The sequence below is a fragment of the Pyxidicoccus xibeiensis genome, assembly GCF_024198175.1.
Taxonomy (GTDB): domain Bacteria; phylum Myxococcota; class Myxococcia; order Myxococcales; family Myxococcaceae; genus Myxococcus; species Myxococcus xibeiensis.
Genome location: NZ_JAJVKV010000007.1, coordinates 463,520 through 484,753, shown reverse-complemented (window position 1 = coordinate 484,753; position 21,234 = coordinate 463,520). Strand labels below are relative to the sequence as shown.

General features: G+C 70.3%; 14 protein-coding genes. 12 read left to right on the top strand and 2 right to left on the bottom strand.

Annotated features, from left to right (window positions below):
• Positions 1-849: 849 nt before the first annotated feature.
• From LXT23_RS31250 to LXT23_RS31230, 5 genes are all read left to right on the top strand, one after another.
• Entirely contained in the window at positions 850-2,778 is a 1,929-nt protein-coding gene (locus tag LXT23_RS31250) for a CBM96 family carbohydrate-binding protein (RefSeq protein ID WP_253984004.1), read from the top strand.
• 243 nt (positions 2,779-3,021) lie between these two features.
• Positions 3,022-3,429: a large conductance mechanosensitive channel protein MscL gene (gene mscL, locus LXT23_RS31245; protein WP_253984003.1), complete on the top strand. Its 408-nt coding sequence runs from the start codon at positions 3,022-3,024 to the stop codon at positions 3,427-3,429.
• Between the two features lie 136 nt (positions 3,430-3,565).
• Positions 3,566-4,657 (top strand): PAS domain-containing sensor histidine kinase, encoded by a 1,092-nt coding sequence (locus LXT23_RS31240; RefSeq protein ID WP_253984002.1) that lies wholly within the window; start codon positions 3,566-3,568, stop codon positions 4,655-4,657.
• Positions 4,658-4,802: 145 nt separating this feature from the next.
• Positions 4,803-5,429: a DedA family protein gene (locus tag LXT23_RS31235; protein WP_253984001.1), complete on the top strand. Its 627-nt coding sequence runs from the start codon at positions 4,803-4,805 to the stop codon at positions 5,427-5,429.
• Positions 5,430-5,497: 68 nt separating this feature from the next.
• Positions 5,498-7,714, top strand: coding sequence for a hypothetical protein (locus tag LXT23_RS31230; RefSeq protein ID WP_253984000.1), 2,217 nt, complete (start codon positions 5,498-5,500; stop codon positions 7,712-7,714).
• Positions 7,715-7,718: 4 nt separating this feature from the next.
• On the opposite strand, the gene LXT23_RS31225 is transcribed toward LXT23_RS31230, so the two are convergent.
• On the bottom strand, positions 7,719-10,865 hold the full coding sequence (locus tag LXT23_RS31225) for an ABC transporter substrate-binding protein (protein ID WP_253983999.1): 3,147 nt from the start codon (positions 10,863-10,865) through the stop codon (positions 7,719-7,721).
• 63 nt (positions 10,866-10,928) lie between these two features.
• Here LXT23_RS31225 and LXT23_RS31220 point away from each other — a divergent pair, with 63 nt between their 5' ends.
• A complete protein-coding gene (locus LXT23_RS31220) occupies positions 10,929-11,975 on the top strand; it encodes a lasso peptide biosynthesis protein (RefSeq protein ID WP_253983998.1) in 1,047 nt (348 codons plus the stop codon).
• Between the two features lie 7 nt (positions 11,976-11,982).
• On the opposite strand, the gene LXT23_RS31215 is transcribed toward LXT23_RS31220, so the two are convergent.
• Positions 11,983-13,008 carry an arginine N-succinyltransferase gene (locus tag LXT23_RS31215; RefSeq protein WP_253983997.1) on the bottom strand — a complete coding sequence of 342 codons (1,026 nt, stop codon included), beginning with the start codon at positions 13,006-13,008 and terminating at the stop codon, positions 11,983-11,985.
• Between the two features lie 343 nt (positions 13,009-13,351).
• Between LXT23_RS31215 and LXT23_RS31210 the strand changes: the two genes are divergently transcribed.
• The 6 genes from LXT23_RS31210 (at position 13,352) to LXT23_RS31185 (ending at position 21,226) form a co-directional block, all read left to right on the top strand.
• Positions 13,352-14,371: a polysaccharide lyase gene (locus tag LXT23_RS31210; protein WP_253983996.1), complete on the top strand. Its 1,020-nt coding sequence runs from the start codon at positions 13,352-13,354 to the stop codon at positions 14,369-14,371.
• 151 nt (positions 14,372-14,522) lie between these two features.
• Complete coding sequence (gene sitA5, locus LXT23_RS31205; RefSeq protein ID WP_253983995.1) at positions 14,523-15,878, top strand: SitA5 family polymorphic toxin; 1,356 nt, start codon at positions 14,523-14,525, stop codon at positions 15,876-15,878.
• Complete coding sequence (locus LXT23_RS31200; RefSeq protein WP_256561327.1) at positions 15,869-16,225, top strand: DUF2019 domain-containing protein; 357 nt, start codon at positions 15,869-15,871, stop codon at positions 16,223-16,225. Before sitA5 ends, LXT23_RS31200 begins: the two co-directional genes overlap by 10 nt.
• A gap of 53 nt (positions 16,226-16,278) precedes the next feature.
• Positions 16,279-17,802: a pyridoxal-dependent decarboxylase gene (locus LXT23_RS31195; protein ID WP_253983993.1), complete on the top strand. Its 1,524-nt coding sequence runs from the start codon at positions 16,279-16,281 to the stop codon at positions 17,800-17,802.
• Between the two features lie 415 nt (positions 17,803-18,217).
• Positions 18,218-19,501: a TIGR04013 family B12-binding domain/radical SAM domain-containing protein gene (locus LXT23_RS31190; protein WP_253983992.1), complete on the top strand. Its 1,284-nt coding sequence runs from the start codon at positions 18,218-18,220 to the stop codon at positions 19,499-19,501.
• A 111-nt stretch (positions 19,502-19,612) separates the two neighbouring features.
• On the top strand, positions 19,613-21,226 hold the full coding sequence (locus LXT23_RS31185; protein ID WP_253983991.1) for a glycine--tRNA ligase: 1,614 nt from the start codon (positions 19,613-19,615) through the stop codon (positions 21,224-21,226).
• Positions 21,227-21,234: the final 8 nt, after the last annotated feature.

Sequence of the window (21,234 nt, the reverse complement as noted above, 5' to 3'; positions counted from 1 at the left end):
CTTCTTCGCGCCCTTGGCTCTCACCCCTCCTCGACAACCACGCCATACTCAAGAAGTCGAGCGCTTCGGCTCCTACCCTGAGCATCTCCCCCCCCTTTTTCGACGGTCTGACTGTCGGACAGGTTTGGAACGGTCGCGTCCGGCAGCCGCCTCGGGGACTCAGAATCAGAGCCAGACCCTCAGAAACCGAGATTAATTCGTCGCCGGGCCGCACCCACTCGGGCCAGAGTGTGGACCGGCCCAGGCGTGAGGTGGATCTTCAAGCCGTGGCGAGCCGGCGGCTGCCGGACGGAGCTGGCGGGAGACCCATGGCTACGGACGCAGCAGCAGGGACTCACGCCCAGGCTGCCCCTGCAGCTCCGCGATGCCCCAAACAGCGTCAATGGCCCGGAGTACGCGTGTAGTTACAGTCATCGCTTGGAGCGGATCGCCAACTGAAGGATGGGCGGTACGAATCCGCACGATGACTCTCCTGCGCTCAGCCCGTGCAATGGCCGCGTGCCCTTGCTCAATGAACTCCCTGATTGCCGGTGCCAGTGCTGCCGCCGAAGGAACGTCACGCTTGAGCACCAAGGACCACGCGCGGTCCACCAGTCCTGGATGGCCAGGAACCGCTTCAGGCTCGGGCCACAACCCACCAATCTCGCTCATGGTTTCTCCCTATCAGGCAAAGAGGCCTGCTCCAGAGTGCGCAAGGTGCCGTATGGGTTGAGTGTTCGGGCCTGGCCGGCCGTCACCCGGTGTATCCGCGCGCCCGAGCCCGTTGTAGCCTCGAAGCTTCGCAAGGGGGGGGCGCTCGCCATGGGCACTTCAGCGCTGAACTCGAATCACGCTCCGAGGCGCGGCTTCTTGCTGCTCGCCGCTCTGTTCATCTTGACGAACTGTACGGCCGAATCTCCTCCGCCTCACGAGCTCGCCGCGGCGACGAGCGCGCTGGCGTCGCCAATCTACCTCCGGCCGACGGATGACGCGACGGTCGTGTCGCTCACGCATGCGAACACGAATTACGGCGCCGACCCGACGCTCCAGGTCGACAACCTGGACTCGGAAGGCGGAATCGAGCGCTCCTTCCTGCGGTTTGCCATCGGCAACGTCGCTGGAAGAATCGGCAGGGCGCGGCTGCGTCTCGAGGTGCTCGCACCGTCCTCGGACACAGCCGACGTCTACAAGACGCCGAGCGCGTCCTGGACCGAGGAAACCATCACCTGGAACAACCAGCCCGGCATCGGCACCGCCCCACGGGTAGCCTCGATGCCGAGCACGACGGCGGGCTCGCTCGTATACCTGGATGTCACCAGCGCCGTCGCACCCAACAGCGTCGTCAGCTTTGCCCTGGTCCCGCGCTCCAGCGACAACGCGGACTTCACGTCGAAGGAGCACCCCACGGGCAGACGGCCCAGCCTCATCCTCGACAACATCACCGCCTGTATTCCACCTGTCTCCACGCCGACCGCCCTGAACCACTGCCCGGCTGCGCCGCTCCCACAGAGCCCCCGGGAGGTGACGAGCGAGATGACGCGAGTCACGCCGGGTGTGACGGTGACACAGCTCACGAGCAATGGATGGAACAACATCGCGTATTACGACATCCCGGCTGTCGTCGCAGGGTCGAACCGGTTCGTCTACAGCCGCGTCAGGGCGGAGGGCGCCAATGACACGGCGACGATGACCCTCGACGGGACTGACGCCCGGTTGCTCACGGACGAGGACGCCTCCAGCCCGAACACGTTCGTGACTCCTGACGGGGCGATGGCCTATTTCCCGCGAAAGCTCCCGGACGGCAGGGTGGGGCTCATGGCCATGAACCTGAACGGCTCCACGTGCAGCCCTTCGCCAATCTCGGAGTTGTATCTGTTGTCCCCAGCCGGTTTTCCCACCGGGGGCGAGTTCGTGCCGCAGCTGTCTCCCGCGAGTCGGAGCTGCTCGATTGATAAGTGGGTCATCGCTTTTGCCACGGATGCCCAGGTCCACCGCATCAAGGGAAAGGGCGCGGGAAGCCTCTGGGCCTCGATGGGCGACGTCGCCCTCTCGGACCCATATTCACATGAGCCGTTCCACCGTCTCAGGCTCAGCCCGACCTGCCCCAACATCCTGATGTACTCGCGGAACCGTTCCACAGACGGCAAAGGACGGAAGGACATCTATCTCGCGGATCTCGACCGCGGCGGTCCACCGTATTACCTCGGATATGGCCAGGATGCCTTCGATGCCGGGCTGACGTCGTTCAGGAAGATTCCGTCCCACGAGATGTGGTCGAACGACGGCCTCCGAGTCTCCTATACCCAGGCGGTCGGCAATGACCACGAGCCGCGAAGGTTGGTGATTGGCGACATCCTGAACCCCGACTGCACCTTTCGCACCGTCAATCCCGATGGCACCTCCAACCTCGAGGGCACCAGCGGCATCGCCGGTCGAACCTTCAAGGGGCGCGTCCTCAACAACTGGGACGATGGCGACGGCCACTCGTATGTTCCGAAGTTCTGCAGCTGGTCAGCCGACGATGACCTGTTTGCGTGCTCAGGTTACAAGCTCGTGCCCGCTCCCGATGCAGGCTTCGTCGAAGGTCCGAGCGCCATCTTCGTGATGAATCCTTCGACTGGCTACATGCGGTTCTTGACCACGACGGACGAACAGCCGGGTCAACATCCCTACCACGGCCAGTCCCATCTTCAGTTCGCGGGCAACAAGACGACCATCTTGTTCGACAGCGACCGCTCGGGCATGCCGGCGCAGGTCTACAAGGTGACCTATCCCGAGTCGATGCTGCCCTTGCCCTGAGCGGGAGCACCCTCCGGTGGGCTCGGGCAACTCGCCCGGCAACCGCCCGGGGCTCATGGCCACGGTGGCCGTGGCTTCTCCGATGGGCCCTGTGGTGTGTGTGGGGTTCTGACCGGCACGTGACACCCGTCCTGGAGGCTGGCACCTCCGGCTGGAACGGCCGGTTAGGGTGCCGCCTCCAGGAGGAGCCCGGCCGCCGGCCATCGTCGAGCGGACTCTGTGCTCCCGTGTGGAGGGGCTCTCATGTCCGTGCTCTCGGAGTTCAAGCAGTTCGCCCTCAAGGGCAACGTGGTGGACCTGGCGGTGGCCGTGGTCATCGGCAATGCGTTCACCGCCATCGTCAACGCCGTCGTCGCGGACCTGGTGATGCCGGTGGTGGGCCTGGTGCTGCCGGGGGGAGACTGGCGCAACGCCACCTTCACGCCGCTGCAGCTGCGACTCGGCCACATGCTGGGCGCCCTCCTGGACTTCTTCATCATCGCGCTGGTGCTCTTCCTCGTGGTGGTGAAGGTGGGCGCGCTGTGGCGCCGCAAGGAGGCGCCGCCGCCCCCGCCCGCGACGCGGGTGTGCCCGGAGTGCCGGGAGACCATTCCCCTGGAAGCGCGGCGGTGCCGGGCCTGCACGTCCGTGCTGGAGCCCGTGCGCGCCTGAAGGCTGCGCAGCGGTCCGACACCCTCCACCAGGCGTGCTTACCGTTGGGTGACGGGGTGTCTCACACGAGGCGGATGCACTCCGGACAGGGGAGCGTATGCCTGGTCCGTTGCATGAAGATGCTGGCGAGCTTCACATGGAGGACATCAAGGACTACGCCATCTTCCGCGTGGACCCCGAGGGGCGGATCGCCACCTGGAACGTGGGCGCCCAGCGCGTGAAGGGCTACACATCCGAGGAGGCCATCGGCCAGCCCTTCTCCATGCTCTTCACCCCGGAGGACGTCCAGGCGGGGAAGCCCGAGCAGGAGCTGCGTCAGGCCGCCGAGACGGGCGTCTACCAGGGCGAGGGAGTCCGGCTCCGGAAGGGCGGAATCCGCTTCTGCGCCGAGGTGACGCTGCGCACCCTGTCGGGCCCGGACGGCTCCCACCGGGGCTTCGTGAAGGTCACCCGCGACATCACCGAGCGCAAGCGCATCGAGCAGCAGCTCCGGGAGCGAGCGGAGTTCGAGCAGCAGCTCATCGGAATCGTCAGCCACGACCTGCGCACCCCCATCTCCGCCGTCCTGATGGCCTCCGCGCTGCTCCTGCGGAGCAAGGACCTGGGGACCCGCCATGCCGTCACCGTCGGGCGCATCCTCACTTCGGCCGAGCGTGCCCACCGCTTGATTGGCAGCCTGCTCGACTTCACCCAGGCGCGCCTGGGAGGAGGGCTGCCCATCCAGTACAGCGCCTTCGACATGCACCGCTTCGTGGCGCTGCTCATCGAGGAGCTGGAGCTGGCCAGGCCTGGAAGCCGACTCCGGTTCGAGGCGTCGGGAGAGGGTTCCGGGGAATGGGACTCGGACCGCGTCGCCCAGCTCATCACCAACCTCGTGAACAACGCCCTGTCGCACGGCGCCGAGGGCGGCCTCGTGACGGTCAGGGTCGTGGGCGGGGCAGAGGCCGTCATGCTGTCGGTCCACAACCGGGGCGCCCCCATCTCCCCCCAGGCGATGTCCACGCTCTTCGAGCCGATGCAGCGGGATGAAGGGGCCCCACGGACGTCGAGGTCGGGGAGCATCGGCCTGGGCATGTTCATCGTGAAGCACATCGTCCAGGCCCACGGCGGCACCCTCGACGTGGAGTCGACCCAGGCCGGGGGGACGACCGTCACGGTGCGCCTCCCACGCCACCCGCCTCCGCGAAGCGCGGCGACGGAGGCGGAGGGCAGCGCGGCCAGTATGTGAGCGCAGGGCTCCTGTCCCCTCGCGGAGGCTGTCCGTGGGCCCGCCGGTGTTCACCTTCCACGCGGCAGGGGAGAAGCGCCTTTCCTCCGGCGCCTTCCCGCCTTAAGTCTGCCCGAAGGCCGGGTCGACGGAGGCTCACGCGCGGATGGTGGAACAAATCGACCAGCTCATCTCGTCGCTGGGGCCCCTGGGCCTGCTGGTGCTCGGCCTGGCGGCGGCGCTGGAGTACATCGTCCCTCCCTTCCCGGGGGACACCGTCACCCTGCTGGGCGGCGTGTACGCGGTGCGGGGCACCCAGCCCTGGCCACTCGTCTTCCTGGTGGTGACGGCGGGCAGCGTCGCGGGCGCGGCCATCAACTACGCGGTGGGCCACTGGCTGGCGCACCGCTTCGCCGCCCACCCCGAGTGGAGCTTCTTCGGCATCACCCACGCACGGCTGGAGCAGGTGCAGGCCCGCATGCGCCGCAACGGGCCCTGGCTGCTGCTGGCCAACCGGTTCATCCCCGGCATCCGCGGGCTCATCTTCGTCGCAGCCGGCGCCGCGCACATGCCCCGCTTCAACGCGCTGATGCTGGGCGCGCTGTCAGCCATGCTCCACACCGGGCTGGTGCTGGGCCTGGGCGCGGCGGTGGGTGGAAACCTCGAGCGGCTGTCGGCGCTCGTCAGCCGCTACCAGTACGCGGTGGTGGGCCTGGTCGTGGTCGGGGTGGTGGCGGTGCTGGTGCGCATGCTGGCCCGGCGCCGGACACCGGCTCCCGACCCCGAGCCCTGAGTCACCGGCACGACGGGACGGCAGGCCGGGATTGCGTGGCCCCCACCGGGCGCGGTTGAGTCGGGCCCATGGCCTTCCCTGCCCGCTCCTGGAGTCCGCTGCTCGTGGCGTTGCTGCTCGCCGTTGGCGGGTGCCGGTGTGGAGACCCGGGCACGGGCGGCACGCGCCAGGGCTTCCGTCCGCAGCAGGACGTCGTCGACTTCGGCCGCGTCCTGGAGGGCGAGCCGGCGCGCCGCGAGGTGACGCTGCTGGCCACCGGCCGCTCCAGCGTCACCGTGACGGCCTCCACGGGCGCGCCCTTCTCCGTGACGGCGTCCGAGGTGAACGTGCCCGGCAGCGGCACGGCCACGGTGGAGGTGGTGTTCACCGCGGGCAACGGAGCGGCGGAGGGGACGCTGCAACTGGCGGGCGCCGGAGAGACGGCCACCGTCCGTCTCACCGGCGTGGGCGTCCGGCCGAAGCCCTGTCCCGCTCCCCCGTGCCGCGAGTCGCGCTTCGACCTGGAGTCCGGCGAGTGCGTGGAGACGCCCGCGGAGGAGGGCGCCGCGTGCATCCCCGAGAGCCGCTGCCAGGAGAACGGCCGCTGCGAGTCGGGGGCGTGCGTGGGCCGCCCGCGCTCGTGCAATGACGACAACCCGTGCACCGTGGACTCGTGCTCGCCCACGAGCGGGTGTGTGACGTCACAGGTGGCGTGCCCCGAGCCGACCAACCCATGCAAGGTGGGCGTGTGCGAGCGCGAGGAGGGCTGCACGGAGGTGGACGCCCAGGACCTGACGCCCTGCGGGCCGCTGGACTGCAAGACGGGCAACGTCTGCCTGCGCGGCAGCTGCATCGAGCTGCCCACGCCGGACGGCACCGTCTGCGCGCCCGCCACGGCCTGCGTGGCCGCGTCCACCTGCCAGGGCGGCGAGTGCGAGCGTCCGGACGCCGGGGACCTGGCGCCCACCTTCGAGCAGGAGCTAGGCGGAGCGCCGGTGAGCGAGTCCGGAGGGCCCGTGCTGCTCGTCCAGGACGGGGCCCTCTTCACCTCGGTGTGCGGCGGCGACGCGGGCTGCCGGCTCGTCTCATACACCGCCCAGGGCCTGCTGCGCTTCGAGTCCCCCTACCCGGATGGCGGCGTCCGCACGCTGCTGGCCACCTCGCAGGCAGGCGTGGTGGTGCTCGCGTCCGAGGGCCTGGAGGGCTACGCCCCGCGCAACCCGGGCGCGCGGCTCTGGGAGTCGCCCTGGGAGGCGATGGGCGCGCCGGATGACGCGGGCACCTGGGAGGGCGCGACGGGCGTGGGGCGCGTGGCGCTGACGGACACCGGAGACGTGCTGGCGTACGTGGACTGGCGCTCCGCGCCGGACGGCGGGGTGGACGCGGGTGACGGTGGGGAGCTGCCGCTGCCCGCGCCCGAGGCCGCGCGGCTGGTGTGGCTGGCCGGGAGCACGGACGCGGACGCGGGGACGACGGCGGGCACGCTGCTGCGCGCGGCACCGGCGGAGGCCTGGCCCGGGGAGGCGCGGCTCGCCCTGGACGTGTCCGGCGAGGCCTTCCTCTATTCGACGAATGGCCGGCTGGCGCGCACGCGGCCCGAGGAGGACGGCGGCACCGTGCTGCGCTTCACCGAGGTGACGGACGGGGGCGTGCCGGACGGGGGCGCGTCGCTGGCGGTGGCGGGCGGGACGCTGCTGGTGGGGGCCCGGGCCTTCGTGCCCACCGACGCGGGGACGGCGGATGGCGGCGCGGTGGTGGAGGTGGACTGGGACGCCGGGACGCGGAGGCTGACGCCGCTGGTGGAGCCGGCGCTGCTGTCGGCCGCGGGCTCGCCGGGCTACCTCTTCGCGTACTCCTGTGCGCGGACGGATGGGGTGAAGTGCACGCCCGCGGAGGACCGCGTGGTGCTGCGCGCGGTGGATGCGCGCACGGGGCGCCTGGAGTGGGAGGTGGACGCGCTGCCGGACCCGAGGCTGCCAGGGACGCTGCACGAGGCGACGCTCGTTCAAGGCGACGCGGTGGGCGTGCTGGCGGAGGCACAGCTGCCGGACGGGCCGCAGGTGTGGATGCAGCTCTTCGCTCGAGGCGAGCGCGTGGGCATGTGCCCGCTGCCGGGACGCCCCCGCCTGGCCGGCGCGGCCTTCGTGGGGAGCCGGCTGCACGTGGTGGTGGAGCGCGAGGGCGTGTGGATGCTGGAGTCCTACCAGGTCGACGGCGTGGCGCAGGCGCGCGGCTGGCCCCAGCGGCACGGCGGCGCGGGCGGTCGCCGCAGTGAGGCGCCCCAGCCCCAGCCCCAGCCGCAATGACGCCTCAGACGGCCGCGTTGGGGTCCACCCAGAGGTCCTCGTAGCGCACCTGCGGCGGCGTCTGGTGCAGCCGCAGGCTCTGCACCGCGGGGCTGGCCGCCGCGTGCACCCGGTCGTGGTACAGCGGGATGAGCGGGCAGTCCTCGTGGAAGAGCTTCTCCGCGCGCACGTAGAGCTGGCGGCGCAGCTCCGGGTCGATGGAGACGCGTGCCTCCGCCGTGAGGCGGTCCAGCTCCGGGTTGCGGTAGCCCAGGGGGAACACCGTCTGCGCGCTGGAGTTGAGGAGGAAGAAGAGGAAGGTGTCCGGGTCCGGGTAGTCCGCCAGCCAGTGGTTGCGGAACGCGCCGAGCTTCCCCTCCACGGCGCGGGCCGTGTACTCCTCCTGGGTCATCTCCACGTGCTTCAGCTCCAGCAGGCCCGCCTGCAGCAGCGGGCGGAAGAGCACCGCGTCCTCGGCGGAGGTGTCCCGGCCGGTGGGCTGGTACAGCGTCAGCTTCAGCCGGCGCAGGCCCGCGTCGCGCAGGAGCTGCTCGGCCAGCGCCACGTCCGGGGTGGGCGGCGGCGCCACCTGGGCGTCGTCCAGCAGCTCCGGCGGGGTGAGGGAGCGCGCCACGCGGGCGCCCGGGTGGAACTGCTCCATCATCCCCTGGATGTCCATGCCCGCGCGCAGGGCGCGGCGCACGCGCACGTCGTCGAAGGGCGCCTCCTTCTGGTTGAGCACCACGAAGGCAGTGGAGGGCGTGGTGCTGGTCACCACCTGCAGGGCCTCCAGGCCCGGCACCTCCACGTGCTCGGCGGAGAGGAAGGACACCATGTCCAGCGTGCCCTGCCGCAGCCGCGCCACCGCCTCCTGCCGCGAGCCCACGAGCTGGAACTCCAGCCGGTCCACCAGCGGCCCGCCGGGGCGCCAGTAGGAGGCGTTGCGCTCCAGCACCACGCGCTCCGGCTCCAGCTGGATGAGGCGGAAGGGCCCGGTGCCCACCAGCCGCCCGCCGGAGTCCATCCGGGCCACGGCCGTGGCGGTGAGCGCCATGAGGTGCAGGAAGAAGGCCTTGGGCTCGCGCAGGCGGATTTCCAGCGTGCTGTCGTCCAGCACCTCCAGCCCGGACACGTCGCGGGCCATGCCGGAGGTGAACTCCTGCACGCCCTCCACGTCCTCCAGCATGCCGCGGTCCGGCGAGCGCACCGCCGGGTCCAGCAGCCGCTCCAGGTGGCGCTTCACGTCGTGGGCGCTGAGCAGCGTGCCGTCATGGAAGGTGACGCCGCGGCGCAGGTAGAAGCGGTAGCGGCGCGCGGACGGGTCTGCTTCCCAGCGCTCGGCCAGGTCCGGCTCCAGCCCGCCGTCGGCCAGCCGCACCAGGGTGGAGAAGATGCACGCGGTGAGCTCGGCGACCTGGTTCTCCACGCTGAAGAGCGGGTCCACCGCCTGCCGGTTGCGCAGCGAGGCCGCCTGGTGCAGCCCCACGCGCAGCGTGCCGCCGCTGCGGGGCTCGGGCAGCTTGAAGCGGAACACCTCCGCCTCCAGGCCCAGCGCCTCGTGGCCCAGCTGGTCCACCGTGCGCGTCAGCCCGTCGCCGATGCGGATGACCCGGCGCGCGTCCTCGCGCACCTGCGCCACCTCCTCGCGGATGGACACGTCGCCCTTGGTGAGCACCACGTTGGCGGAGCGCAGCTCTTCAATCGCCGCGCTCAGCCGCACCACGGACTCGGACAAGTCCCGGCCGGTGCGCGCCTGGGCCTCGGCCTTCTGCGACGCGCCCTGACCCACGCGCGCCATCTCGTGCGTCTGGCGCACCAGCTCGCGGGCGTGGCCGGACTGCTCGATGGCCATGCGCGTGACGTCTTCCACGCGCCGGGCCACGCGGCGGCTGGCCTCCACGACGGTGGCGCCCTGCGTCTCCAGGCGCTGCGTCTCCGCCACCGTGGCCTCCACGGCGGTGAAGGTGCGCTGGGTAATCGTGCGAATCTCCACCAGCGCCTCGGCGGCGCGGTCTCCCAGGGCCACGCCCGCGGTGGCCTGCTCACGGCCCTCCTGCACCAGGGTGACGGCCGTCTGCACGGCGTCGACGACGCCGGCGACCATGGTGGCGATTTCGCGCGTGGAGCGCGTGGTGCGCTCGGCGAGGTTGCGAATCTCGTTGGCCACCACGCCGAAGGGACGGCCGTGCTCGCCGGCCTGGGCGGCGATGATGGCGGCGTTGAGGGCGAGCAGGTTCGTCTGGTCGGCAATCTCCTGGATGACGTCGACGATGCGGCCAATCTCCATGGAGCGGGTGCCGAGCATCTCCATCAGCTCGGCGGCCTTCCGGACGGTCTCCTCGACGCGGTACATGCCCTGGACGCTGTCGCCCACGAGCACCTCGCCGCGCTCGGCGGTGGCCGTCACGGCGATGGCCAGCTGGTTCGTCTCGCTGGCGCGGCGGCGCACGGAGTCGATGCCGCCCTCCACCGCGGCCACGAAGTCCTCGGCCTCGGAGGCGAAGCGGCCCAGCTCGTCACCGGACGAGGCGATGTTGGCGAGCCGCTCGGCCATGGCCTGCATGAGCGTGCTGGTGTTGTGGGCGAAGCTGTTGACCTGGGCCAGCCCGTCCACCACCTGCTCCAGCCGCTCCGTCATCTCCAGGAGGGCGCCGGTGGTGTCGACGGCGAAGACCTCCAGCTGGTGCACGCGCTTGACGGCCACCTGGAGGCTGCCGCCCATGCCGCTGACGGCCTCGAGCGTGCGCTCCACGGCGCCGCCCTGCCGGCGAGCGGCCTCCAGCAGCACGCGGGCCTGCTCGCTCACGTCGTTGCTGGTGCGGTGGAGGTTGACCGTCACCCGCTGCACCTGGGACAGCGCGCGGCGCAGGGACAGGATGAGGCGGCGCACGTCCTCGTGCCCCTCGTAGCGGGGGCCCACGGTGGTGGTGAGGTCACCCTCGGCCAGCCGCGCCATGACCTGCCGGCGGACGCGCCGACGCAGCGCGGCCCAGCGGAACCACGCGAGGTAGCCGCCCAGGAGGTAGAGGCCGGGCGTGGCGACCAGCAGCACCGGCCACGTCCATTTCTCCAGCGGCTGGCTGGATACGGCCCGCAGCAGTCCCCCCAGGACCAGCGCGGAGATGAGGCCTGCCGCCAGGCCGAACGCGAACAGGTACCGTTTGGCGCCCATGAACGGCTTCAACGCTACCCGCCTTCTCGCGTCGGACCTAGAAACGCCGCACACTGAGGCCCGATGGCCGTCCTGCTTGCCCTTCTTCTCCTTGCTCTCCCTGCGAAGCCGGTGAACCCCGCCGGGTCAGCCGAGCCCCGAGGGACAGGGAGGGAGGCCGCGGCCCCCCGCGAGGAGATGACGCGCTTCGTCTTCGCCTGGCGGGGCGTCCCGGTGGGCACGGTGACGCTGTCTCGGGCGGCCGGGCGCTTCACGTACGCCAGCCGCCACCTGCACACGCGCAACGGCCAGCCTGGCGAGCGTCGGCGGGACGTCACGCTGGACGTGGACGCGGCGGGTCGGGTGCGGGGCTCGAAGGCCATGCCGCAGGCGCTCTGGCTGTGGCACGGGCCCCCTGCTCCGGGCTGCGTCGTCGGGCGCGAGGAGCTGTCCGGCCGCGAGGGCCCGCACTGTGTCACCTCGGTGAAGGGCCCCCAGGTGGAGGGCACGCTGCTGGGCACGCCCTTCCGCGCGCGCTACGGCGAGGGCGGGACGCTGGAGGTGCTGGAGGTGGGCGAGTCGCGCTTCACCGTCGCCGCGCCGGGCGAGCGGCTGCGCGCGCCGCCGGAGCTGTTCGCCCAGGGCCTGCCCGTGGAGGGCGAGCGCGGGCCCCTGGCGCTGGCGCCGCCGCTGCGGGTGCCCCTCCGGCTGGAGGGGATGACGCCCTGGGACGCCCCCGCGGCGCGGGCGCTGGCGGCGCGGGTACACGCGGCCTTCCCGGAGAAGGGGCCGGGCGCGGCGGACTGGGCGGAGGATGGCGCGGGCGAGGCGGGCGGGTGCCTCGCGCACGCGCTGCGCTTCGCCGCTAAAGCCCGGGAGCAGGGTGTCACCGTGGCGCTCGTCCACGGGCTGCTCGTGGTGGACGGAGGCCCGGCGCGGCCGCACGCCTGGGTGCGGGTGGCGCTGGCGACGGGTGGGACGTTGGATTTGGACCCCACGTCGCTGGACGCGGTGCGCTCGGACACGCACCTGCCACTCGCGCTGGAGGACGCGCGAGGGCCGGGGCTGGTGGCGGGGGAGCGCTGGCTGGCGCTGCTGCGCGGGGCGCACCGGGTGGTGCGCCGGCCGTGACGCGGGGCTACTCGAAGGGGATGAGGGACAGCTTCGCGCCGGGCTCCGCGCCCAGGGCTTCCTTCGCGCGGGCGGGCAGGTAGGCCACGGTGTTGTCCAGCCGGGCCTGGCAGCGCACCGAGCGGAACCGGTTGCGGCCGGACTCGCGCTCGAAGGCGACGAGCACGTCATCCCCCTCCAGCTCGAAGTCCTCCTCCGCCAGCTTCACGGTGCGGTACTTGCGCACCAGGGAGATGTCGGCGGTGTTGGCCTCGAAGTGGGGGCCGCCGTCGAACGGGTCGATGCGCTCCACGTACTTGAAGCCGATGCGCTCCAGCATGCGCTGCACGCCGCGCGTCTGGGGGCCCACCTCTCCGAGCACCTTCTGCACGCGGTCCGGGAACAGCGACGCGTAGATGTCCGAGGAGGGGAACAGCTCCTTGATGAACTCCTTGTTCTGCCGGCTGAGGCGGTCCGCCTCCTGGTAGGTGAGGCCGGTGAACTTCTTGCCGCACGCCTCCCACAGCAGGCTGCGCCCGTCGGGCAGCAGCGGCGGCAGCAGCTCCGCCAGCACGCGCGGGCGGAAGATGCGCCGGTGCATGGCGACGAAGAGGAAGCGCACGTAGGACAGCTGCTTGCCGGGCTTGTCCGGCGTGGCGCGGTAGGGCGGGTCGACGACGAGGCCGCCCACCTCCGTGGGGCCCTCGTAGTTGTAGGCGATGGAGAGCACCTTGTGCCGCAGGTGCCGCTCGAGGGACGCCGAGTAGTGCTCGCGCTCGCTCACCTCGTAATAGATGTGCGGGGCCTCGTAGGTGCCGTGCTGCGCGATGATCATCGACGTGCCGATGATGAGGTTGTTGCGCACGTCTTCGAGGACGAAGAGGTACTCGCGGTCGAAGGGGTTCTTCACCTTGCCCGCGAAGCTCTTCACCGACTTGTCGATGATGGCCTCGAGCGTCTCCTCGTTGTTCGGCAGGTTGACCGTGTTGAGCACGGCGGCGAGCCGCTTGAGCCCGGCCAGGTCGGTCTTCTGGACGTCACGCAGGAGAAGCATGGGTGTACCCGGGGTGCCCTCTGGGGAGGGGGACCGGAAGGGTGGGGACCATACACCACACCTACGACACGTCAGCCCCCTGGTTGCTCGCTCCGTCGCTTTCGCAACGCGTCATGAGGGCTCGGCGGGTCGGCCGGAGGGCGCCGCGGACCCCGCCCGGAGTGAAACATGTCTCAAACCCTTCGAGGGCCTGTCTGGCTGACTGCCCTGTTGTCAGGCGACTGGGAAGGAATTGATGTGGGAATGAAGCCTGGAATGTCTTGCGCTACGGTGTGTCAATCGTTGGCTGTCAAACCTTCGCAAGGACACACCATTGAGAGCAATCGTCCCCGTAGCGCTTGCGATGTGGCTGGTTCCCGCCCTGGCAACGGCCGGCATCGTGTGGCGTGGTGACTTCGAGTCGGGCGACCGCTCGCAATACTCCGGAACGCAGATGGTGAACGCGGACCGGCTGCAGGTGGTGACGTCACCCGTGGCGGAAGGGAAGTACGCGCTGAAGGTGACGGTGAAGCAGGGCGATGACCCCATCAACGCCAGCGGGAACCGCAACGAGCTGGTGTACCAGGGCCGTGAGGCGGTGGGCTCGGAGTACTACTACCGCTGGAAGGTGATGTTCGCGACGGACTTCCCGAGCGTGGACACGTGGCAGCTCTTCACGCAGTGGCACCACGACGGGTGCTGCGGCTCGCCGCCGGTGGAGTTCTTCGTGAAGGGCGAGGAGATCCGCCTGTCGCTGCCCCGCACGGGCGAGACGCCGTGGAGGACGAAGCTCCAGCGTGGCGTGTGGCACGAGTTCATCCTGCACGCGAAGTGGTCCTCGGACCCGAAGGTGGGCTTCATCGAGCTGTGGCACAACAAGGAGCTGGTGCTGCCCAAGCGGGGCGCGGTGACGATGTACGCGGGGCAGAAGAACTACCTGAAGCTCGGGCTGTATCGGAATGACACGGTGCAGCCGGTGGGCGTCGTGTACCACGACGGTTTCGTGCAGGCGACGACGCTGGCGGATGTGATGGAGACGGAAGAGGAGGAGCAGGAGCCGCCTCCGCCGCCCGTGGATGCCGGGACGCCCCCTGTGGATGCGGGCTCGCCGCCCGTGGATGCGGGGACGCCTCCTGTGGACGCGGGCTCGCCGGAGGAGGAGCCGGGGGACGTGGATGCGGGGACTCCGCCTCCGCCGGGGGATACGGACCCGGAGCAGTCTCCCGGGCCGGGGGTGCCGCCCTCGAATGGCATTCCCTCGGATGCGGATGAGGAGCTGACCGGAGGACCGGTGGGCTGCAGCAGCACGGCGGGTGCTCCGCTCGTCAGTGTTGCGCTGCTCGGACTGCTGGGGCTCGCGGGCTTCCGGAGACGACGGGGCTGAGTGTCATCGGGCGCGCGAGCGATGGGTTCGCGCGCCTGGCTCCGGGCTACGATGGCTCGAAGCCATCTGCTGACTTGACGTGGTGAACGCCTCCCACTGGAGTGGCGCAGCTCAAGGTCCTGGGACCGGGCGCTCCGGTCGGAAGGTTTCCATGCTGCGGCGTGCGTGGTGGCTGCTGTGGTGCGTACTGTGGGTGGGGTGTGGCAGTGGCCCTCGGCAGGTCGTGCGCCTGGAGACGGGACATGCCGACGCCATCACCCATGTTCCTCGCACGGAAGAGTCCCCGCCGGTCGCGCTGGACGAAGAGGACTTCAAAGAAGGGATGGCGGAACTGGCGCGGGGGGGGCGGCCCCCGGCTCGGCCCGCGGAGGCGGCGCGTCTCCTGTTCGCGATGGATGCGCGCGCCGGCACATATGCCTTCGAGCCGCGCAGTCGGCGCATCACGCCGCTGGGACCAGGTGAGCATCTCGGCGCGGAGTTGTCGGACGCGGAGGTGTCCCTGACGCGGGCCTACCTGGCCTGGTGCGAGCGCACGGGCCAGAAGGGGGATTGCCTGCGACTGCTGGTCGAGAGTCCTTCCGTCACCGGTGATGGACGCTTCGCGCTGGCGCTCGCCCTGGCCAAGGGGGCGGTGCTGGAGGAGATGCGGGTCGCCTTCAAGGACATGGCGGACCCGGAAGCCCTGGTCGCGGCGGCGTTATGGACGATGACGCTGTACGCAATCTTGTGGACGGTGCCCGAGCCTTTCTCGAAAGGCGTGGCCGCGACATTGACGGCGTCTCTCATCGTCTACGTTGGATTGGACACGTTCACGGGGCTCGTCCAGGGGTTCAGGCGGCTCTGGGAAGAGTCGGAGCGTGCGTCGAGCTTTGGTGAACTTCGTGATGCGGGCGAGCGATACGGCAAGGTGATGGGGCGGAACGCGGCGAGGGCGTTCGCGATGCTGGCGATGGCCGCGCTGGGCAGCACGCCGACGGCCTTCGCCGCGAAGTTGCCGAAGCTCCCCGGAGCCGCTCAGGCGACGGTACGTGCCGAAGCACAGGCTGGAATCGTGTACGGCGCGGTGGGGCAGGTGGCGTCGGTGGCCCTGACGGCCGAGGGTGTCACCCTGGGCCTCGCCCCTGGAGCCGTGGCCATGGCTGCGCGGGGGAAGGGGGGCGCGGGCGCGTCCAGGGCAACTGGAGGCAGGGCCTGGAAGTCGCACAGCGGGTTCAGGAAGGCGATGGGGAAGGCGGGGCCGGGCAAGGAGTGGCACCACATCGTCGAGCAGACCCCGGGTAACGTGCGGCGGTTCGGACCCGAGGCCATCCACAACACCAGCAACGTCGTTCCGCTGGACAAGGCGCTCCATACGCGAGTGAGCGCGTTCTACTCATCCCTCCGTGAGAGCATCACCGGCTCGGATACGCTGACAGTGCGACAGTGGCTCGGTACGAAGTCCTATGAGGCACAGCGCGATTTCGGGCTGCTAGCCATGCGGAACATCCAGACGGGAGTATGGCGGTGACGCTCGAGCAGTTAGTTGAACGCTTTGCGCATCACACGGTTGCTCAGACCGAAGCAATCTTCCGGGGAGATGCAAAGACCGGAAACAAGCACGCCAGACAACGCGTAGCGGCATTCAAGAAGCTGCGAACCTTTGGGGATGCCGGACGTGATGCCCTGGCCTCGCTTTTCGCTCATCCCAATGTGGATGTGCGGACCATGGCCGCGACATATCTGCTGCGCCATCGGACCAAGGAGGCTGTGGCCGTCCTCGAAGAGGCTGCCAGAGGACAGGGCCTCATCGCGTTCGAAGCGGGGCAGGCACTGGAACGCTGGAAGGAGGGGGCCTGGGCCCTCGACCCGGAGTAGCTCCACTCTCCGGTGCTTGAAGCTCCGCGCCTCCCGTGGGAGGAACCGCGGGCATGAGCCACGACTCGCGTGATGGTGACGAAGCCGTACCCCACCTGAGCCCCGAGGAGTTCCGCAAGCTCGGACACCGGATGGTGGACTGGATTGCGGATTATTGGTCCCGCCTCGAGTCCTTCCCTGTCCGTTCGCAGGTCTCCCCCGGAGATGTCGCCTCGAAGCTCCCCGCCCATCCCCCCGAGGAGGGCCTGGCCGGTGAGCAGGGCTGGGACGCCATCTTCCGCGACCTCGAAGACGTCGTGGTGCCGGGGCTGACGCACTGGCAGTCCCCGTCCTTCTTCGCCTACTTCCCCGCCAACGCCTCCGGCCCCGCCGTCCTGGGCGAGCTCCTCTCAGCCGGCCTCGGCGTGCAGGGCATGCTCTGGTCCACCAGCCCCGCTGCCACCGAGATGGAGACCCGCGTCCTGGACTGGCTCGCGGAGCTGACGGCCCTGCCCGCGTCCTTCCGCTCCACCTCCGCCACCGGCGGCGGCGTCATCCAGGGCACTGCCAGCGAGGCCACCCTCGTCGCCATGGTCGCCGCCCGCGAGCGCGTCCGCCGTCACGGCGCACCCGCGGACGCCCAGTGGGTGGCGTACTCCTCCACCCAGGCGCACTCGTCCGTGCTCAAGGCCGCCATGCTCTGCGGCGTCGCCCGGGGCGCGGACGACACGGTCCACGTCCGGCAACTGGAGACCGATGCCCACTTCGCGCTCCGTCCCGACGTCCTCGAGCGCGCCATTCGCGAGGACCTCGCAGCGGGACGGCGGCCCTTCTTCGTCTGCGCCACCGTGGGCTCCACGTCCTCCGGAGCAGTCGACCCCGTCCGCGCCGTGGCCGGCGTCCTGGAGCGCACTGGCGTGAAGGCGGCGGGTTGCTGGCTGCACGTGGACGCCGCGTGGGCCGGCGCAGCGCTGGTATGCGACGAGCACCGGGCGCTGCTGGACGGCGTGGAGCTGGTGGACTCGTTCGCCTTCAACCCGCACAAGTGGCTGCTGACCAACTTCGACTGCAATGCCTTCTACACGCGCGACCGGAGCGCCCTGCTGGACGCGCTGAGCGTGACGCCCGAGTACCTGCGCAACGCGGCCAGCGCGAGCGGCGCCGTCATCGACTACCGCGACTGGCAGGTTCCGCTGGGCCGCCGCTTCCGCGCGCTGAAGCTCTGGTTCGTGCTGCGGCACTACGGCGCGCGCGGCCTGCGCACCCATGTCCGGGGCCACGTGAAGCTGGCCGGAGACTTCGAGACCTGGGTGAGGGAAGACGCGCGCTTCGAGCTCGCCGCGCCGCGCTCGCTGTCGCTCGTGTGCTTCCGGCTCAAGCCCCTGCCCGGCGAGGCGTCCGACGCCACCGATGCCCGCAACCGCGCCCTGCTGGAGCGGGTCAACTCCACGGGCCGGCTGTTCCTCACGCACACCGTGCTTCCTTCCGTGGATGGCACGCCCGCCCGCTATGTGCTGCGCATGGCCATCGGCGGCACGTACACGAAGGCGCGGCACGTGCGCGCCGCCTGGGACGCGCTCTCCGCTGCCGCCGGCTGAGCGACACGCAGGGGATTCGGTAACGCGGCCGCAGGGTCGGACTCTCATTCTGAGTCCCCGAGGCGGCTGCCGGACGCGGCCGTTCCAAACCTGTCCGACTGTCCGACAGGTTTGCGCCAGGTGTCGCCGGCAGGGGCCACAGCTGGGGGCTCAGTTTCTCAGGATGAGAACCGCACCCGTTTCCCGGGGCTCGTGGGAAGGCCGCTCGCAATCGCGCGTTGCGCGGCACGTCTTCCCGCTTCGTGAACCCGAGCTTCCCTGGAGGCCGTCATGAAACGCGCACTGCTCCGCGGATGGGTGCCGCGCAAGCCAGCGCCACCCGCCTCAGCGTCCACCACCCGCTGAGCGCCGGGCTCGCCTGCCTGCTCACCGGAGGCCTTGCGTCGCGGCCCGTGTGGCATCATGGCAACCCAGCATGGAGCCCCACCGCGGCGTCGCGCTCGTCCTCAGCTACCAGTACCCGGGCAAGTACGCCTTCACCGTGCTCGCCGGAGCCGTGGAGTCGGACCCGGCGCTCGCGGACGTCACGCTCCACTTCCCGAGGGACCGCGAGACGCTCCTGGCCACCGTGCGCGAGCGCGCGGACGCGGGCGACACCGTGGTAGCCGCCTGGTCCTTCTACTCGGCCAGCTTCGGCCCCGCCGCCGAAGAGCTCGCCTGGGTGCGTGAGCGCCTGGAGGGACGCGACGTCCTCTGCATCGCCGGCGGCGTCCACGCCACCGCAGAGCCGCTCCAGACGCTCCAGGCCGGCTTCGACCTCATCGCCATCGGCGAGGGTGAGCACTCGCTGCGCGCCCTGCTGGGCCGGGTGCTGCGCGGCGAGGACCCTCGCGCCACGCACGGCACCGCGCACCTGAAGGACGGGAAGCTGGTGCAGCACGGCCGGGGCGAGGGCGTCCAGCTCGACGACTTCCCGCCCTTCGCCGCGCGCAACGCCATGTACGGCGCCATCGAAGTCACGCGCGGCTGCATCTACGCCTGCCGCTTCTGCCAGACGCCCTTCATGTCCAAGGCCCGCTTCCGCCACCGCTCCGTGGCCAACGTGGCGCACTGGGCCCGCGAGCTGCGCCGCTCGGGCCGGCGAGACATCCGCTTCATCACCCCCACGTCCATGTCCTACGGCACTGCCGACGAGTCGGTGAACCTGGCCGCCGTGGAGGAACTGCTCGCCGCCGTACGCGAGGCCATGGCCCCGGACGGGCGCATCTACTACGGCACCTTCCCCTCGGAGGTCCGTCCCGAGCACGTCACGCCCGAGGCGCTGGCGCTCCTCAAGCGCTACGTGCACAACGACAACCTCATCATCGGCGGGCAGTCCGGCTCCGAGCGCATCCTCCAGAGCACCCGCCGGGGCCACGACGTGGAGGCAGTGGTGCGCGCCACGCGAATCGCGGTGGAGGGCGGCTTCGTGCCCAACGTGGACTTCATCCTCGGCCTACCCGGCGAGGAGCGCTCCGACGTGGACGCCACCGTGGCCCTCATGGAGCGGCTGGCCGCGCTGGGCGCCCGCGTGCACGGGCACACCTTCATGCCGCTGCCCGGCACGCCCTTCCGGGACGCGCCTCCCGGCCGTGTCGACGAGGAGACGCAGCGCAAGCTGGACCGGCTGGCCTCGCAGGGGCGCCTGTACGGCCACTGGAAGCAGCAGGCCGCGCTCGCGGAGGGCATCGCCGCCCGCCGCCGGCCCCGCGCCGGCTGAGCCGCCTTCCGCGAGTCATCCCGTGCACGACTCGCGGCACGGAGCGCGCCGATTTCCCTGGCGGGCGGTGTAGCGTCGGCGTCTCACCGCTCACGAAGGAGCAGGACTCCGATGGCCGCGCAGACGATGGAGCAGCTCGTTTCCCTGTGTAAGCGCCGGGGCTTCATCTTCCCAAGGTCCGCCATCTACGGAGGGCTGCAGGGTACGTACGACTACGGCCCGCTCGGCGTCGAGCTGAAGAACAACCTGAAGCTGGCCTGGTGGCGCGCCAACGTCTGGGAGCGCGAGGACATGGAGGGCATCGACGCCGCCATCCTCATGAACAAGCTCGCGTGGCGCTACTCGGGGCACGAAGAGACCTTCGTGGACCCCATGGTCGACTGCAAGGGCTGCAAGATGCGCTGGCGCGCGGACCAGATTGCCGGCAAGTGCCCCAGCTGCGGCTCCGCCGAGCTCACCGAGCCCCGCCCGTTCAACCTGATGTTCAAGACGCAGGTCGGACCGGTGCCGGACCCCGAGTCCTTCTCGTACCTGCGCCCCGAGACGGCCCAGGGCATCTTCCTCAACTTCAAGCACGTCCTCGACTCCACCTCCCGCAAGCTCCCCTTCGGCATCGCCCAGATTGGCAAGTCGTTCCGAAACGAAATCACCCCGCGCAACTTCATCTTCCGCGTGCGTGAGTTCGAGCAGATGGAAATCGAGTTCTTCGTGAAGCCCGGCGAGGACGAGGCCTGGCACCAGAAGTGGGTCGAGGACCGCATCAACTGGTGGATCTCCGTCGGGCTCTCCCGGCAGAACCTGGAGCCGTACCACCAGAAGGCGAACGAGCTGGCGCACTACGCCAAGGCCACGGTCGACCTGCTCTACCGCTTCCCGCATGGCCTCGAGGAGCTCGAGGGCATCGCCAACCGCACCGACTACGACCTGGGCTCCCACAGCAAGGACCAGGGCTCGCTCGGGCTGAAGGCGCGCGTGTCCCCCAACGCCCACAGCACCGAGAAGCTCACGTACTTCGACCCCGAGACGAAGCAGCACGTGGTGCCGTTCGTGATTGAGCCGTCCGCCGGTGTCGACCGCGGCGTGCTCGCGGTGCTCAGCGAGGCGTATGCCGAGGAGCAGGTGAAGCCCGCTCCGGCGGACCGCCTGAAGCCGATTGAAGAGGCGCTCGGCACGTTCCTCAAGTCCGTGGGCCGCAACGACAAGCTCCCGGCGGACATGAAGAACGCCATCCTCGCGGAGGGGGAGCGCATCGCCGGCGCGCTCGGCGAGCGGCTCGCGTCCGTCACCGGCCTGCTGTCCATGCCGGGCGCGGAGAGCATCGAGGTCGCCAAGAAGCTCCGCGGCCAGGTGGACCCCGTCGTCGACGAGTTCTACCGGACGGTGCTGCACTTCAAGCCGCGCCTGGCGCCCATCAAGGTGGCCGTGCTGCCCTTGAAGAAGAACCACCCGGGCATCGTGAGCGTGGCCAAGGGCATCCGCCGGCAGCTCCAGTCCTCGGGCTCCATGCGCGTCGTCTACGACGACACCGGCGCCATCGGAAAGCTGTACCGGCGCCAGGACGAGATTGGCACCCCCTTCTGCGTCACGGTGGACTTCGACACGCTCGGCGACGGCAAGGACGCGTCCTCGAAGGACACCGTCACGGTGCGTCACCGCGACTCCATGGCCCAGGAGCGCATCACCATCTCCGAGCTGGAGACGTACCTGCGAGAGAAGATGGCCTGAGCCACCCC